At 69.3% G+C, this 15,719-nt stretch carries 12 protein-coding genes; 4 read left to right on the top strand and 8 right to left on the bottom strand.

What is annotated here, in order from left to right; genetic code table 11:
- Nucleotides 1-29 precede the first annotated feature (29 nt).
- On the bottom strand, nt 30-656 hold the full coding sequence (locus tag ACFU6I_RS16895; protein ID WP_384366761.1) for a YigZ family protein: 627 nt from the start codon (nt 654-656) through the stop codon (nt 30-32).
- A gap of 59 nt (nt 657-715) precedes the next feature.
- Here ACFU6I_RS16895 and ACFU6I_RS16890 point away from each other — a divergent pair, with 59 nt between their 5' ends.
- The 3 genes from ACFU6I_RS16890 to ACFU6I_RS16880 all read left to right on the top strand — a co-directional run bounded on the left by ACFU6I_RS16890 (nt 716) and on the right by ACFU6I_RS16880 (nt 3,016).
- Nucleotides 716-1,141 (top strand): CoA-binding protein, encoded by a 426-nt coding sequence (locus ACFU6I_RS16890; RefSeq protein ID WP_384366758.1) that lies wholly within the window; start codon nt 716-718, stop codon nt 1,139-1,141.
- A gap of 69 nt (nt 1,142-1,210) precedes the next feature.
- Nucleotides 1,211-2,044 carry an aminoglycoside N(3)-acetyltransferase gene (locus ACFU6I_RS16885; RefSeq protein ID WP_384366755.1) on the top strand — a complete coding sequence of 278 codons (834 nt, stop codon included), beginning with the start codon at nt 1,211-1,213 and terminating at the stop codon, nt 2,042-2,044.
- A gap of 108 nt (nt 2,045-2,152) precedes the next feature.
- The gene (locus ACFU6I_RS16880; protein ID WP_384366752.1) at nt 2,153-3,016 is read left to right on the top strand and encodes an alpha/beta fold hydrolase; all 864 of its coding nucleotides are present in this window, start codon (nt 2,153-2,155) and stop codon (nt 3,014-3,016) included.
- Between the two features lie 6 nt (nt 3,017-3,022).
- Here ACFU6I_RS16880 and ACFU6I_RS16875 read toward each other — a convergent pair whose 3' ends face one another.
- The 7 genes from ACFU6I_RS16875 to ACFU6I_RS16845 form a co-directional block, all read right to left on the bottom strand.
- The gene (locus ACFU6I_RS16875) at nt 3,023-4,651 is read right to left on the bottom strand and encodes an IS200/IS605 family accessory protein TnpB-related protein (protein ID WP_384366929.1); all 1,629 of its coding nucleotides are present in this window, start codon (nt 4,649-4,651) and stop codon (nt 3,023-3,025) included.
- Between the two features lie 261 nt (nt 4,652-4,912).
- On the bottom strand, nt 4,913-8,872 hold the full coding sequence (gene fxsT, locus ACFU6I_RS16870) for an FxSxx-COOH system tetratricopeptide repeat protein (RefSeq protein ID WP_384366749.1): 3,960 nt from the start codon (nt 8,870-8,872) through the stop codon (nt 4,913-4,915).
- Nucleotides 8,856-10,220: a TIR-like protein FxsC gene (locus ACFU6I_RS16865; RefSeq protein WP_384366746.1), complete on the bottom strand. Its 1,365-nt coding sequence runs from the start codon at nt 10,218-10,220 to the stop codon at nt 8,856-8,858. The genes fxsT and ACFU6I_RS16865 overlap by 17 nt, the downstream gene beginning before the upstream one ends.
- A gap of 176 nt (nt 10,221-10,396) precedes the next feature.
- On the bottom strand, nt 10,397-12,826 hold the full coding sequence (locus ACFU6I_RS16860; protein ID WP_384366743.1) for an FxsB family cyclophane-forming radical SAM/SPASM peptide maturase: 2,430 nt from the start codon (nt 12,824-12,826) through the stop codon (nt 10,397-10,399).
- Between the two features lie 22 nt (nt 12,827-12,848).
- The gene (locus ACFU6I_RS16855; protein WP_037690465.1) at nt 12,849-13,043 is read right to left on the bottom strand and encodes a hypothetical protein; all 195 of its coding nucleotides are present in this window, start codon (nt 13,041-13,043) and stop codon (nt 12,849-12,851) included.
- A 339-nt stretch (nt 13,044-13,382) separates the two neighbouring features.
- Nucleotides 13,383-13,946 carry a YbaK/EbsC family protein gene (locus tag ACFU6I_RS16850; RefSeq protein WP_384366740.1) on the bottom strand — a complete coding sequence of 188 codons (564 nt, stop codon included), beginning with the start codon at nt 13,944-13,946 and terminating at the stop codon, nt 13,383-13,385.
- A 56-nt stretch (nt 13,947-14,002) separates the two neighbouring features.
- Nucleotides 14,003-14,575: a helix-turn-helix domain-containing protein gene (locus tag ACFU6I_RS16845; RefSeq protein WP_384366737.1), complete on the bottom strand. Its 573-nt coding sequence runs from the start codon at nt 14,573-14,575 to the stop codon at nt 14,003-14,005.
- Between the two features lie 93 nt (nt 14,576-14,668).
- Here ACFU6I_RS16845 and ACFU6I_RS16840 point away from each other — a divergent pair, with 93 nt between their 5' ends.
- On the top strand, nt 14,669-15,535 hold the full coding sequence (locus tag ACFU6I_RS16840; RefSeq protein ID WP_384366734.1) for an EamA family transporter: 867 nt from the start codon (nt 14,669-14,671) through the stop codon (nt 15,533-15,535).
- The last annotated feature ends 184 nt before the right edge of the window (nt 15,536-15,719 follow it).

Below are 15,719 nucleotides of genomic sequence, written 5' to 3'. Positions count from 1 at the left end.
ACCGAGCCGTGCCACCCCGCCGAGCGCGTTCAGGTGTCCCCGTACGCCTCGCCGCCCAGCTCCAGCAGCGCCTCACCCGCCGTCGTATCGGCCAGCCAGCGCCGGAAGTCCTCGACATCCGCATCCGGCAGCCCGATCTCGATGATCACCGCTTCCTGGTACCGGACCTCCCTGACGGCCCGTCCGGTGGCACGCAGGTCGTTCTGGAGCCTGCCCGCCCGCTGGTGGTCGACGGTGACCGTGGCGAGCCGGAACCGCTGCCGGGTGATCGTGCCCAGTTCGTCGAGCGCCTCGCCGACCACTCCTCCGTAGGCCCGGATCAGGCCGCCGGCGCCGAGCTTCACCCCGCCGTAGTAGCGGGTGACGACGGCGGCGACGTAACGCATCTCCCGGCGCATCAGCATCTGCAGCATGGGGACGCCCGCGGTGCCACCGGGCTCCCCGTCGTCGCTGGCCTTCTGTACGGAGGCGTCGGCGCCGATCACGTACGCGAAGCAGTTGTGGGTGGCGGTCGGGTGTTCCCTGCGGACTCGTGCGACGAAGTCCTGCGCCTCCTGCTCGGTGGCGGCGGGGGCGAGCGCGCAGATGAAGCGCGATCGGTTGATCTCGGTCTCGTGCACGCCCGCTCGGGCGACTGTCCGGTACTGCTCCTGCATCCGTCCACCCTATGCGCAGCCGCGGGAATGGCCCGCGGCCGCAGTCGGTTGTCCGCATCATGTACGCAGACGCAGCAGGGACCGAGACCGAGACGATCCGCAGGATTCTCCGGGACTCGGGCGACACCTGGGCCGTGGTGGGACTGTCCGACAACGAGTCGCGAGCGGCCTATCGCGTCGCCGCGGTCCTCCAGCGCTTCGGCAAGCGGGTGGTCCCGGTGCACCCGAAGGCGGAACGGGTGCACGGCGAGGAGGGTTACGCGTCGCTGGCCGACATCCCGTTCCCGGTCGATGTCGTGGACGTCTTCGTCAACAGCGGACTGGCGGGAGCCGTCGCGGACGAGGCCGTCGCGATCGGCGCGAAGGCGGTCTGGTTCCAGCTCGGCGTGATCGACGACGCAGCGTACGAACGCACACGGGCAGCCGGACTCGACATGGTGATGGACCACTGCCCGGCGATCGAAATACCCCTTCTGGACCGATAAGCGAGTGCCGCTCCTCGGCCGAATGTGCGGGGTATCACACATGTCGCCCCGCTGGGAGAATCCCTACTCGTGAGTGTCACCAGTGCGCCAAGTGCCGTGAACGTCGCCCACCGCCGAAGCCGGCTGGCCGGTCAGCTGTCCCGGCTCGGCGTGGAGCGGAGCGGTGTCCTCCTGGTGCATGCGTCGATGCGGGCGGTGGGGGCGGTCAGCGGCGGGGCCGGTGCGGTGATCGGTGCGCTGCGGGACGCGCTCGGCGAGGACGGCACCTTGATCGTCCCGTCGTTCACACCGGAGAACTCCGACACCTCCCCCCAGTACCGCAACCGGGTCCGCGGCCTCACCGACCACGCCCGGGATGCGGTCCGCGCGAGCATGCCACCGTTCGACCCCGCCACCACGGCCGCACCGTCGATGGGCCGGCTCGCGGAGGCCGTACGGCTGACCCCGGGGGCGGCACGCAGCAGCCATCCGCAGACCTCGTTCGCCGCCCTCGGCACCCTTGCCGGCAAGCTGCTCGCACACCACCGCCCCGACTGCCACCTCGGCGAGGACTCGCCGCTGGCCCGCCTCTACGACGTGCGGGCTCACGTCCTGCTGCTGGGCACCGGCTTCGACTCCTGCACCGCGTTCCACCTCGGCGAGTACCGCGTCCCCACCCCGCCGCGCCGCACCTACCGCTGCGTGGTGACCACCCGGGGCAGACGCCACTGGTGGGAGTACGAGGACGTGGCGCTGGACGACAGCGACTTCGCCGCTCTCGGGGCGGAGTTCGCCCGCACGGACAACGGTGCGGCGGTACGCAGCGGCCCGGTGGGCTCGGCGACCGGCCACCTCTTCGACCTCACCGACGCGGTCGACTTCGCGGCCCGCCGGCTTCCGTCGCTGCGGAAGGGGCGGGTGTAGCGGCGCGTCGGCACAGCCGCCACTGGGCAGAAGGCCTGTGCGCGTCTATACCAACACGTCAGCCTGCGCTCATACTTGCCGCGTATCGGCCTTAGGGGGAGGCACCGGATGGAGCAGCTGATCCACACGGAGGACGGTCGCGCTTTGGCCGTGGAGCACTACGGCAATCCGCATGGCAGGCCGGTCTTCCTGCTCCACGGCACGCCGGGCAGCAGACTCGGTCCGGCCCCGCGCAGCTCCGTCCTGTACCGGCTGGGCATCCATCTCATCACGTACGACCGTCCCGGGTACGGTGCCTCGCACCGATTACCTCGGCGGTCGGTGGCTCATGTCGCCGCGGACGTCACCGCAATCGCGGACGCCCTCGGCCTCGGCCGGTTCGCGGTGGTCGGCCGGTCCGGTGGGGCACCGCACGCGCTCGCGTGTGCCGCGCTGCTGCCGGAGCGCGCGGCGCGCACCGCCGCGCTGGTGGGCCTGGCGCCGCGTGACGCCCAGGGCCTCGACTGGTTCGACGGAATGACCGAATCCAACGTGCGCGAATACATCAACGCCGCAGCGGGCCACCACCAGCTGACGGCCGCCCTGGAGCGCCGTTCCGCGTCGATCCGGGCGGACCCGATGGGTTCGGTCGCCGATATGCACCGCGGGCTGCCCGATTCGGACCGCGGCATCGTGTCGGACACCGGGATCAGGGCCATGCTGGTCCGTAACTTCGCCGAGGGTCTGCGCGATTCCGCCGACGGCTGGGTCGACGATGTCATGTCGTTCAGCAAGGACTGGGAGTTCCGTCCTGAGGACATCACTTCACCCGTACTTCTCTGGCACGGCGAGGACGATGTCTTCGCCCCGGTGCAGCACACCCGGTGGCTGGCGGAGCACATCCCGGGTGCGGAGATGGTGGTGGAGCGCGGTGCGGCGCACTTCGGCGCGTTGCGGGTGCTGACGCGCGTGCTCAGCTGGGCCACCAGGTGACCGTTCCTAGCCAGTGTGCGTGAGTGAGTCCTGGACCCTCTGTTGCGTACTGGGCGCATCCCGAACGGTGTTGGATGCGCTGGGTTCCCGCGTTCGCGTCCCGTTCGGTGACGGTCCTCCGGGGGGCCGGTCCGTTGCGGGTGGGCGGGTTCCCTCACGCCCCCGGTCACCTGGTCCGGCCTGGGCGGTCCGATGCCCCGCACGATCGCTCCGGTCGTGCGGGGGTGGTGCCGTCCGACGCCGGATCGGGTGTCCGAGGGCGCGTCGTCCGATCGCGATACCGGCGGCATCGTGACGGGACATGGTGCGGCGGGGGGTGGCCAGTGGCTTCTGCCAGTGCTGGGCACCCCACTGGGAGGTGTAGGCGGGGTCGACCGCGACGATGCTCAGGCCGTGTTCGGCGGCCATCGATACCAGCCGGGCCTTGAGTTTCCCGGTCGGGATGCCGGAGATGAGTTGCCGGAACCGTTTGCGGCGGCCGTGTTTTTCGCGGGTCTTCTCGGTGGTGAAGTCGAGGTCTTCGATGCCGATCGCGGCGACCCCGGCACGCACCGCCCAGTGGATCAGGCGGGTCAGGGCGTGGCGGATCTGTGCGTCGCGGTGACCGGCGGTGCCGGACAGGTCGTAGGAGAAGCGGTGCGGGTCGCCGATGGGGTTGCCGTGCCGGTCGAGCCGGTAGGCGGCGAAGTGGTCGGCGTTGGTGTCGACACCGATCATGCCCCGGGCGCGGGCGGCGGACAGCGTCATGGTCTTCACGACGGGGCGCTGCCAGGACGCGGTGAGATACCAACGGCCACGCCCCGTATCGAGGTGGATGCGGTAGGCCACGGCCCGGTTGGCGGTGATGCGGTCGGCCCACTCCTGGCCCCGGTGCGCAAACGCGATCCGGGTGGTGAGGGTGTACCGGCCGTGCCCGGCGTTGGCCAGGTGCGCGAGCGGGACAGGGAGTCTGATGGACACTTCGCCGTCCGGGGTGACGCGGATCGTCTCGTTCCCGAACCGCTTCCCCGACTCACCGTCCGCCGCGATGAACCAGCGCTCCGCCTCCCACCGTTGCCGCCACTGGTCTTCGGCGAGCCCGGCCTCGGCGAGGTGGTGGCGGGTGTTCAGGAGACGTTTGCCACCCCGCACCACCCGCACCCGTCCGGCCTGCCGGTCGGCGACAACGGCCGCATGCCGCGCCTCCAGGGCAGCCAGGCGGCGGGACTTGTGGAACCACTCACTCCGGGAGCGGTAGCCACCCGCCGCCTGCTTGGTGCCCTTCTCCCCGATCGGGAGGGACAGACGCTGCCGCAGCGTCCTGATCCCGGCCTCCAGCGTCTGGATGTGCGCGGCCTGGCAACGCCGGGCCAGCGCCCACTGATCGTGCGTGGCCTTGGTGATCGCACCCGCGATCCGCGACGACGACAGCGGCGTCAGGTCCCGCTTACGCGCCGCCCACGTCTGAGCGCTGTGCTCCAGACCGTCCGCACAGCGCGCCTTGAGATCACGCGAAGCCAGACGGCCCTGATGCTCACCGACCGCACGCAGCACCTCCTCGTCCCGGGGAGTGAGGTGCCCCAGACGGTCCCGGACCGCCACCCCGCAAGGACCGGGCACCACGAAGGACCCGGCCAACTCCCGCACACCACCCACCACACCACCCCCTCCCTCAAAGGTCAGCCGCCCACTGTCCAGCCCAACGAGCAACAGCCGCCAAGGTCACCCATTCGACCCCAGAACCCCCGTTCCCACCCCCACAAACCCACCGACCGAACTCACTCCCGCACACCACCACTCACTCCCGCTCAGCCAACCGACAGCAGCTCACAACCCCCGCCGCGCCGGCTCCCGGGACGATCCGGTCCGTACCGCACGGACCGGCCGTCCTCGCGGCTCCCGCCCCCTGTTCCGCGCTCACACGGGCTGCGGCTCCAGATCCCGGTTGATGCGCCGCCAGGTGCGCGCTGCCACCGCGATGGGATGGTCCACGCCCAGGTGTTCGACGGCCAGGGACACAACTTCGGCGCGCAGCTGCTCGGCCTCGCTCTCCCTGTCCAGCGCGCGCAGGGTATTCGCCAGGTTGGAGCGGCAGGCCAGCACGTCCGGGTGGTTCGGTCCGTAACGGTCCAACAGCCCTTCGAGGGCCGCCCGTTCCCACCTCTCGGCCGCTTCGGGCCGGTTCAGGTCGCCATAGGCGTTGGCCAGGTTGATCGCGGCGCAGAGGGTGAACGGATGCTGCGCGCCCAGGCTCTCCTCCAGAGCGGCCCGGACCTCCTCGCCCCATTCCGCCGCCTCCCCGGCCGCGCCCATGCCGCGCAGGTAGATGGCGACGTTATTGCGGCAGGCCAGGGTGAACGGGTGCTCGTCCCCGAGCGTGTTGCGGTAACCGTCGAGCGCCTGGTTGGCGAGATCGAGCGCCGCCTGCTTGTCACCGAGGGCGGAGAAGTCGGCCGCGAGGTTCAGCCCGCAGGCCAGAGCGTCCGGAACCTTCGTTCCGTACCGCTCGCGGTAGCGGTTGTACGTCTCCTCCGTCAGCCGCTTCGCCTCGTGCGGCTGGCCGGCCTTGCGGAGCGAGACGGCAAGGCTCTTCGCGGTACGCAGCGCCTCCGGCACATCCGCGTTGAGGACCCGCTCGAATGCGGCTTTGACCTCGCGCAGGATCTGTACCGAGGACGCGTACTCCCCGGTCTCCCGCAGGTCCCGGCCCAGGTGTCCCTTGGTGGTCAGGGTGTACGGATGGTCCACCCCGAGCAGCGTACTGCGGCGCTCCACCGTGAGTTCGTCGAGCCTGCGCGCCGCTTCGCTGTCGCCGGTCAGGCGGTAGTCGATGGCCAGGTTGTGGGCGGCGACGAGGGTGCGCGGGTGAATGTCCCCGAACGTCTCGCCCATGACGTGATGGATCTTCCGGTCCCGGGCCAGCGCCTCGTCGAACCGGCCGAGTGCCCGGAGGTCGGCGGCCAGACTGCCGGTGGTGATCAGCAGGCTGGGGTGGTCCTCGCGCAGCAGCCGGGTCTGCCGGGCGAGGGTGTCCTCGTCCATCGTCCTCGCTTCCTGGTAGCGGCCCTGGGCACGGAGGGCATTGGCCAGTTCGAAGCGGAGATTCAGGGTCTGCAGGTCGTCCTCGCCCAGCTCCTGGGTCCAGGCAGCGTTGAGTTGGGTGCCCAGCACCCGGGCGCTCTCCAGATCCCCTCGCTTGAGGAGGTAACGGATCCGGTCGACCATGAGCTGCCGGGCCTCCGCCTCGTCGCAGTCGGCGATCCCCGACGGGCCGAGGTGCGGCCAGATCAGCTCGAAGGCCGGCCAGCTCTGCGGATCGTTGACCGGGTTGTCCTGGTCCGCCCCCTGGGCGGGGCGGGCCTCCGCCAGGATGCGGTGCACCTCGTGCACCGCCGTGGTGCGCTCCTCGGCGCTCAGCCCGGCCCGGACGGCGGCCTGGACGAGGCGGTGGATCTGGATGCTGCTGTCCGCCGGGTCGACCTTGGCCAGGGCGAAGCGGTTGAGTGCCTGGATGACCCTGCCGAGCATGTACCGCTCACGGAGATCGGGGTCGTACGGCAGCAAGGACCGGAACATCGAGTCGCTGCCGATGAGCGTCATCGAGATCGGCTCGGCGGAGAAGAACGAGCACAGTTCCAGCAGGCGGGCCGCCGCTCTGGACTCCTTGCGCAGCCGGGCGATCGAGATGTTCCAGGTCGCGCCGATCTTCTGCGCGTAGTCCTCGGGCCTGCCGAGCGAGAGCACTTTGGTGCTCTGCTCCTTGAGCTGTTCGACGTAGGCGTCGACCGGGGTCGCTGTCTCGGCGAGCCAGGCTGCCGCAACCTCCACCGCCAGGGGCAGGTCGCCGACTGCTTCGGCCACCCGGTCCGCGTCGCGCGGGGGCAGCTTTCGGACCCTTCGGCAGAGGTGTTCCACGGACTCGGCGCGAGTGAAGACCTCGACCTCCAGCGCATCCACCCGGCTGGATATCGGCTTGTTGCGGCAGGTGGCGAGAATATGACCGTAGAGACCCGAGGAGAGCGGACCGGTCTCGTCCGGAAAGAGTGCAAGCGCCTGGTCGAGGTCCTCGACATTGTCGAAGACCAGCAGCCAGCGGGCGTACGGCGCTCCACTGCGCAGAGCATCCAGCGCCGCCCTGGCCGCTTCGGCGACCACTTCACCGGCCCGCAGGTCCATCCGCTCGGCCAGTTCCGCCAATGACGACACCACCCGGTCGGGCTGCTCGGCCTCGACCCACCACACCAGGTCGTAGTCGGCCCGGAACCGGTGCGCGTACTCCCGCGCCACCTGCGTCTTGCCGACGCCGCCGAGCCCGTACAGGACCTGGGGCAGATGCTGGTTCGAGCGGCCGTTGCCGCGTAATCGGTCGCGCAGCCGTTCCAGGACGGAGCCGCGCCCGGTGAACCAGGCGTGCCGGGGCCGCACGTTCCACACCCCGGGGACGGCTCCGGGAAACCGGGGCCCGCCGGGCGCGACCGGGGGCCCGTCGGCGGATTCGGCCCGGTCCAGGGCGGTGAGCACCGCGGTGGCCGCTTCGCGTTCGTCCAGCCGGGCCACATCGACGATGCCCCGGCTGTTGAGCGGAAGCGTCAGCCGTACGTCACTGATCCGGACCGGGACGAGCTGGCGTCGGCTGTCCGAGGGGGCGAAGCCCAGGACCGACTCCCACAGGCTCCGGGCAAGGCTCGAACTCTGGTACGCCTGCGAGACGACCGGGACGATCCGGTAGGCGCCGGGCGACGCCCACTCCGCTTCGGTCCACGCCGCATGGGGGGTACGGACATCGACGGGCATGACATTGAAACCGGCACGGAGCAGGACGGCCTCCAGCCAGTCCGCCCACATCTGGTCCTCCGCCGCATAGGTGAGGACGATGTTCGACGGCGGCACCGGCCTGCGGCGGGTGTAGGCCGACACATAGGCCAGCCGTTCCGCCTCGTCGATGGGCGGCAATGTGTTCACCCGCCCCTCCGTGAGCACCGAGGTGAGCCGCTCGCAGGCGGTGAGCATGGAACTGGTGATGTTGGGGGCGTCCCCGAAGGTGGCCAGGATCTCCTCGTACGCGTAGAAGGGCCGATAGGGGATCTCCACCGTTCCCCAGTAGTTGGCGAGTTCCTCTTTGCCGAGTCCGCTGGGGAAGCCGGGAAAACTGTCCTTCGCAAGTGCCCGCCCGGCGTCGGCCTTCTCCTTCTCCCCGTCGTCGATCCGCATCGGCACGGGAAGGATGCGGATGTGCTTGTCGTGGAATCGTTCCTCGATGTCGCGGGCCACGGCGGACGCGCCCTCGATGCTCTGGTCACTCAGGGTGAAACAGACCACGAGCACCTGAGGCATCTGAACGGTGCAGATGTCGGCGATATCACTGAGTCCGGTCCGACTGTCGATCAAGGTGAAGTCGTAGTGCTTCTGCATGTCGGCGCGCATGGCATCGAAGAACTGGCCGCCGCCGTAACGCTCGTAGAAATCGTCCCAGTCCATCCTGCCGACGGTCGACGAATAGTCCCGGTTGCGACGGCCCGCGGAAAGGAAGTCGAGACTTCCGCCGTGCTGGAATGCCCAGTTGAGTGAGGTCGCATGCGGTCTGACCCGAGCGTATTCACGGTGCCAGCCCGGGTCACGCGGAGCGGGCCTGCGGGCCTCTTCCTGGTATTCGGTGATCAGATTGATCAGCCCGGGCGTGGCGGCCAGATCGGAAAGATCGAGAAAGGGGTGGAAGAACCGGTGCAGCCCTGGTGCTTCGAGATCCCAGTCCACGGCCAGGACACGATGGCCGTTCGCCGCGAGGATCCAGGCGGTATTGGCAAGTGCCATGGTGCGGCCGGTACCGCCCTTGTACGAGTAGAAGGTGACGACGGTCCCGTCACGGTTCTCGGTCATTCGCTGGATCCTCCCCCTCGGAGGCTTCGCCGTCGTCGGCGCCGCCCTTGTCGTGGACCTTGCCGTGGACCTTGCCGTGGACAGGCGGAACGGAATCGCTCGTCGAGCCGTAACCGACACCGTCCAGCAGGAGTCTGGGGATCCCGCCGCCCTCACCCGGCGGAGGGAAGGTCTCCGCGTGGGCCGCGTAGTGCCGTTCGGCGGCCTTCACCGCGCCGGGCAGTTCCTGGCTGAACGCCTCAAGCGTGGGAACGCCTCCGCCATGCGACCGGTGACCGCTCTCCTGTTCGGAATGCTGTTCGAGCATCCCTTCGGTCACGGCGCGCAGTTCGGACTCGCGACGGCCTGAGTCGGGATCGTCACGGTTCCAAGGAACCATGACGCTGATCCATGGGCGTCCCACCTCGCCCAACCGCCGCACCAACTCCCTGCGGTGGGGCACGTCGAGGGCCCAGCGGTCCAGGAGGAGCAGCCCGGGAGCCGTCGGGCGGTCGCTCCCCAGCAGCCGTTCCGCCTCGGACTCGAAATCCCCCACCCTTACCTGGTAGTCGAGATTGCGGACGAGGTCGACTGCGTGGTCGACCAGCGGCCTGGACGACTTGGGATGGTAAGGGTTCCAGTCGCGCTGGGCCGGTCCGTAGCAGTCGGGGGCGCGGCCCGCCGGCAGATCGGAACGGGAGCAGGCAAGGACCGAGATCTCCATCTGTCGCGCCGGCCCCGGTGGCCCGAATGCACTGGGCACGGAGGCGTAGTCCTGGTGGGGATCGCCCTCGGGCATCCGGGTCTGTTCCGCCACCTTGACTATGCGTTTGGCCAGGAGATAGACGGCGCGTTCGTACTGGTCGCGCAGATAGCGCAGCTTGATCAGTCCGTAGAACCCCTCGTCGGCGTAGTCGTCGCCGAAGGTCGCATGGTTGAACTGGAGCCGCTCGGCAGGTTGCGGGAGCTGACGCGGCGGTACGGGGACCCAGAGCGCCGGCACGATTCCGGACATCTGGCTGCCATTGTTCCGCGCCGCCTGGTTATGGATCGCGCGGCTGGAGAATGCGTACCACTCACGTCCGCACTGTTCACTCAGAAAATAGCGTGGCGAGTAGAGCGGCACGAAGACCCTGCAGTACGCAAGGGATTCGGCGAGCCGCTCCTGCCATCCTTCGCCCGGCTGCATGTGTTGATCCAGAAAGCCGGCAGGCACTCCGGCGGGCAGCGACGTCAGTTGCAGAACATGGGCGCACAGGTCCCGGTAGAACCGCTCGACCCAGAGATTCGGGTCCTTGTCCTTTGGATCGTTCCTGGGCGTATGGGCGTAACTGAGAAAGAAGTACGGTCTTGGCTCAGCTCCCCGCACCCCCGCTGCCTCAAGATCCAACGTCTCCCCCGGTCCACGTGTGGAGCCTCAGTCTAGGAAGGAGGGAATCATCGACGGAACAGCACTAACGCGCCTAATTGTTGATCCTGCCACGCAAATTTCGCTGTCGATCAATCAATTACCGCCATATCCGTCATTTTTGAAGCCAAGTGCGGTCAGCGGTGCGTGGCACGTGCCGGATTGCGCGCCTCCCAGTCGGCGCGGTGTCGTGCGGCGGAGCGTCTCGCCTCAGCCGACGCGGCGGGAGAGACGTCCTCCGCCGACCATTTCTCGACCGTGCGGGCCATCCCTGCGACGAAGCGGTCGCCGAGCGGTGTCAGGAGGCCGGACCCGGCAAGCACCTGGACGGCGCCGGCGGTCTGCTCCCGCCACCGGGCGAACCGGGCCTCGGCCGTGCGCGCCGCCTGCCCCTGCGTGGCCAGTCTCCTTACGCGCCAGAAGTCCGTCACCGCGATATGCGCGTACGCCCCCTGGAGCAGACCGTCCAGCGGTCGAGGATCGTCGCGCCAGGGGGCGTAGAACAACCGACGGTCGCCAACGGGCTCATACAGGTCGAAGCTGTCCAGGATCGCTCCCAGCTTGACGTGCTGGAACTCGTGGACGATCAGCAGGGCCAGCAGATCGGGCGTCTCGGGCCGCGCCGCCGCAACCGCCCCGAACGCCTCCCTGGAGGCGGCACTGACATCGCTGCCGTCCGGCGCGTGCAGAGGGGTGAGGACCCGGAGTCCTGCTGCCACGCCCGGTGCGTAACCGGGCAGTTCGCTCTGGATCAGTGACCAGGCCTCAGCCAGGTCCTCCGCCCACACCTTCGCCTCGCCCGCGGAGAGCCGATCGGTGACCGGCCACTGGTGGCTGTCGCGCAAGGGGTCCGTGTCCTCCAGAGCGACGGCCCAGCCGGGCCGTTCCACGATCCGGACGGGATGCCATTGCGGGGTGAGGCCGTTCAGACCTTCGTCCCAGCCGACGCGCATCTCGCAGCCGACCGCCCGGACCGTGAAGCCCTCCGGGTCCGCCGTCACCTCGGCGACGGATGCCTCGTCGGGAAGAATCACCGAACCGAGGCTCGGCAGCCGAAGCAGCCCGCCCCGCACGGGCACCGCGATCGTGTCGCCCTGGCGCGCCCGCATCGCACCGACAGCTGCGATCTCCGCGAGGCCGGACGCGATGGTCTGCGGAGCTCGGCCCTCCAGAATGCGCAGGGCCCAGGGCCGCGTGTACGGGTGAGCCACCGCCGCGTCCAGCGCCTCGGGCGCCCTGACGTCCAGGTCGACCATCAGCTGCCATGCTGCCGTCGCTGTCCGGTCGGTCCGCGGGGCGCGCTCGCTCACCGCGGCCAGCAGGTCCCAGTTGAGCTCCAGCTGGGCGGCGGCCAGCCGACTCACCGTCTCCGCGCTACCGAAACCAGAGGCCAGTTCGTCCAGTTGGACGGCATCGAGGGGCTCGGCATGCCCCGCCGACGGAGTGGGCGCCGAGGTCTCCCGGTCGCGAATGCTCATGATCAGTTCCATCAGATCGGGGCAGAACACGGACGGGTTGTCGAAGCCGCTGCCGGTCCGATAGCGGTGGGCATAGAGGCCGCCACCACAGGAGTTGACGACCGGGCAGGCGCGGCACTCCTTGCTCAGCTGCTCAAGGCCTTGTTGCCTGGCGAGCATGCCGGGATGACGGAGCACGTCGTCGAGCGTGTTGGCGACGACATCCATACCTGTGGCGGGCGCGGCATCGTAGGCCGTCTTCAGGCTGTCCGCCTGTTCGAACGTGCCGTCGGTCTCGATGACGACAAGATCAGCCGGTGCCAGGCCGAGGGATTCGGTGAGGCTGCTCTCGCCGCGCAGGGTGCGCAGAACGGAGTCGAAGATCCGTACAGGGACCGGCCGGCCCGCTGCGTCCCAGCGCCGGTAGACGGTGAACAGCCAGTCCGCGTAGGGCGTTGCCGAGTCCCCGGGGCGGAGCGGCGGCACGTCCCACGTCGCGTGCGGCAGAAGGAAGTCGATGCGTGGCGGGTCGAGGGCGACCAGTGCGTCGTAGACGGCGATCGGGTCGTTGCGCACATCGATGGTGCAGAGCAGACCGGCGAAAAGCCACCGGTGGGCGGGCCGATTGAGCAGTTCGACGGCTCGCAGCACCTGGGGGTGGCTGCTGCGACCGTCGGCGTAGCGGCGGTGACGGTCGTTGGAAGCCTTGTCACCGTCCAGCGACACGCCGACCTTGATGCCGAGCTCGGCGAACAGCTCCAAGAAGTTCTCGTCGAGCAGCACACCGTTGGTATGGATGCGCAGATCGAGTGCGCTGACGCCGTCCAGTGCGCGGGAGAGCTCGTCGGCCGCGCGGCGGAGTCGGTCCGGGCCGGCCAGCAGCGGCTCCCCGCCGTGCAGCACCACGTGGACGGCCGGCAGTCGGTGGGCCCGGGCGTGCTCGGCAATGCGGTCCGCCACCCTGACCAGAGTGTCCTCGGACACCACCTTGGGCCGGCCGCGCCAACTCGTGTCCGCATGTTCGTACACATAGCAGTGGTCGCACGCGAGATCACAGCGACTGTGCATCTTCAGTACGAATTGGCTCAGCGAGGGCGACGGCCGGTCCATGGCGAAATTCTGTCCCGGCTACTCAGACCGACGACTGAAAGGCTGCGATCACCAGCGGGCTCGCCCCGGCATCGGTCGACAGCAGCCGACTGAGCGATGCGGGCAGGGCCCCGCCGCTCTGGACGGCCGCCCGCTTGGCGAGCGGCACCCGAGGCGCGGCCGGAAGCCGCGGGGTGAGTCCCGGCCTGACGGCCGCCGAGACGAGTGTAGTGTTCATCTAAACCTCTCATGTCGATGGAGGCCCATCGGCGACACGCATGTCACCGATGGGTGCAGTTCTCCATTCCCCATTGGCGGGGTAAATATGATTAAAATCAGGCAAATGGCGTATTGATGTGCGTGTAGGCATGTCTCCGGCACTCAAACTCCCCACTGGACCCCGGAGTTTCGACCGAGAACGCATCGCACCCTTTCGAGCTAGCGGTCGGCCACCGTTCAGCCCACAAGGACCCGGACCCGGACATGACACACGACTCGACCAAGCCTCCCGCAGAGAGCGGGCCGGGTCAGCCGGTTGAGCCAAAACGTTGAACCAATTCACCGAAGGCCTTCGGGCTCAGCCCACCAGCACGCCGAGCCCCTCGACAAGCACCGCGTTCGGCAGCGACGCCAGGGCCTCGCCCGGGACGATCAGCTTGCCGCGGCGGCTGCCGCTGCCGATCAGGACCCATTCCTGATCGACCACCGCGGGATCGAGCAGCAGGGGCCATTCGCCCGGGAGCCCGATCGGGGTGATCCCCCCGTACTCCATGCCGGTCTCGCCGACTGCCGTGTCCATGGAGGCGAAGGAGGCCTTGCGGGCGCCGAGGTGCTTGCGGACCGCCCCGTTCACGTCGACGCGGGTGCGCGAGAGGACGACGCAGGCAGCCAGGGTGACATCGCCGCCGCGCTTGCCCGCCACCACGACGCAGTTGGCCGAGCTGTCGAGCAGCTCGGCGCCGTGGTGTTCGACGAAGGCGGCCGTGTCCGCGATCGCCGGGTCCGTGTCGACGTGCAGGATCCGGTCGGCGGGGACGTCGCCCCACCCCTCGCTCACCGCCTTGGCGACCGGCGGGGTGAGGAGGCCGAGTCGGTCGACGGCGGGGCCTGCGTTCTCGAAGGAGCCGATGGGTGCGCGCATGGGAGCAACGTAACAAGGCCTGCGCGGGATCCGGTTGGCCGTCTCAGCCGGTGAACTCAGCGCACCGGAGGAATGGAGACCGCCATGGTGACCTCGGCGGGCTCGGCGCCGTCGTTGCGGTAGACATGCGGGTGATGCGCCTCGAAGGTGGCGGATGTCCCTGCGGGTACGGAGTGCTCCTCGCCGTCGACGACCAGGGTGAGCACACCCGCGGTGACGTGCAGGAGTTCGACGGTGCCTTCGGGATGCGGGTCGGAGGCGCTGCCCTCGCCGGGCATCAGGCGCCAGGACCAGAGTTCGAGGGGACCCCTGGCCTCCGTGCCGACGAGGAGAGTCGTGGAGCTGCCCGCCTCGGTGGACCACATGCGCACCGCCTGACTCTCGGGCACCAACCGCACATGGGAGCCCTGCTCGTAGTCGAGCAGGGTGGTGATGCTGACGCCCAACGCGTCGGCCAGCTTGACGGTGGTGCCGACGCTCGGGTTGGTGCGCGCCTGTTCGATCTGGATGATCATGCCTCGGCTGACGCCCGCGCGGGCGGCGAGGGCATCCAGGGTGAAGCCGCGTTCGCTGCGCCAGCGCTTGAGGTTACGCGCGAGCGACTGCGTGAGCTGGTCGAGGTCAGACACATTCCGTCCAATATTCTGGATGACAGAGTCGAAAATACTGCACTACGGTGTGGTGCACCCAATCGTTCATCGCACTGTACTGCGAGGCATGTCATGACAGCACTGTTCGCCCTGGCCACCAGCCTGCTGTGGGGGCTGGCCGACTTCGGCGGCGGACTGCTCACGCGACGAGTGCCCGCGCTCACCGTGGTCGTCGTCTCGCAGACGGTGGCAGCCCTCGTGCTGGGCGTCGTCGTGGTCGCGACCGGGGGCTGGAGCGAGTCAGGCCCGCAGCTCTGGTTCGCCGTCGCGGCGGGCGCCGTCGGGCCGGTCGCGATGCTGAGCTTCTACAAGGCGCTGGCGCTCGGTCCGATGGGGGTCGTCTCCCCCCTCGGATCGCTGGGCGTCGCCGTGCCGGTGAGTGTCGGCCTGATCGTCGGTGAGCGTCCCGGTCTGCTGCAGTTCGCGGGCGTCGCCGTGGCAGTCGTGGGCATCGTGCTGGCGGGCGGGCCGGAGCTGCGCGGGGCGCCGGTCCAGCGTCGGGCGGTGGTACTGACCCTGGTGGCGGCGTTCGGCTTCGGGACGGTGATGTCGCTGATCGCGGAGGCTTCCACGACGGTCACCGGGCTGTTCCTGGCGCTCTTCGTGCAGCGCCTCACCAATATCGCGGTCGGCGGTACGGCTCTGTTCGTGTCGGTGCGCCGCGGAGGACGTGCGCTGCCCGAGGTGGGCGGGGCGGCCGTGATCCGGGCCTCGCTGCCCGCCCTGGCGTTCGTCGGCCTCGCCGATGTCGCGGCCAACGGCACCTACTCGATCGCCGCGCAGCACGGCCCTGTCACCGTGGCCGCCGTACTCGCCTCGCTCTATCCCGTGGTCACGGCCCTGGCCGCGCGCGGGGTGCTGGGCGAGCGGCTGCGCGGAGTGCAGGCGGCGGGGGCCGGACTGGCTCTGGTGGGAACGGTGCTGCTCGCCACCGGTTAGTCGACGGGCTCGCGCCAGGGGTGTCCGTCGGATCGGGCCGGACACCGCCCGGGCATGCCTCGAAGAGAGGCCCCAAGGGCTGTCCCGTAATCCCTGGCGGGCGCACGACGCCGGCTACGGCACCTCGCTGCGTTGTCGGAACGCCCGAATACGCCCAGTATGAGGACGCTCCTCCGCCTTGCGA

The sequence above is a fragment of the Streptomyces sp. NPDC057486 genome, from assembly GCF_042802415.1.
GTDB lineage: Bacteria > Actinomycetota > Actinomycetes > Streptomycetales > Streptomycetaceae > Streptomyces > Streptomyces yanii.
This window is presented reverse-complemented; position numbering and strand designations above follow the sequence as displayed.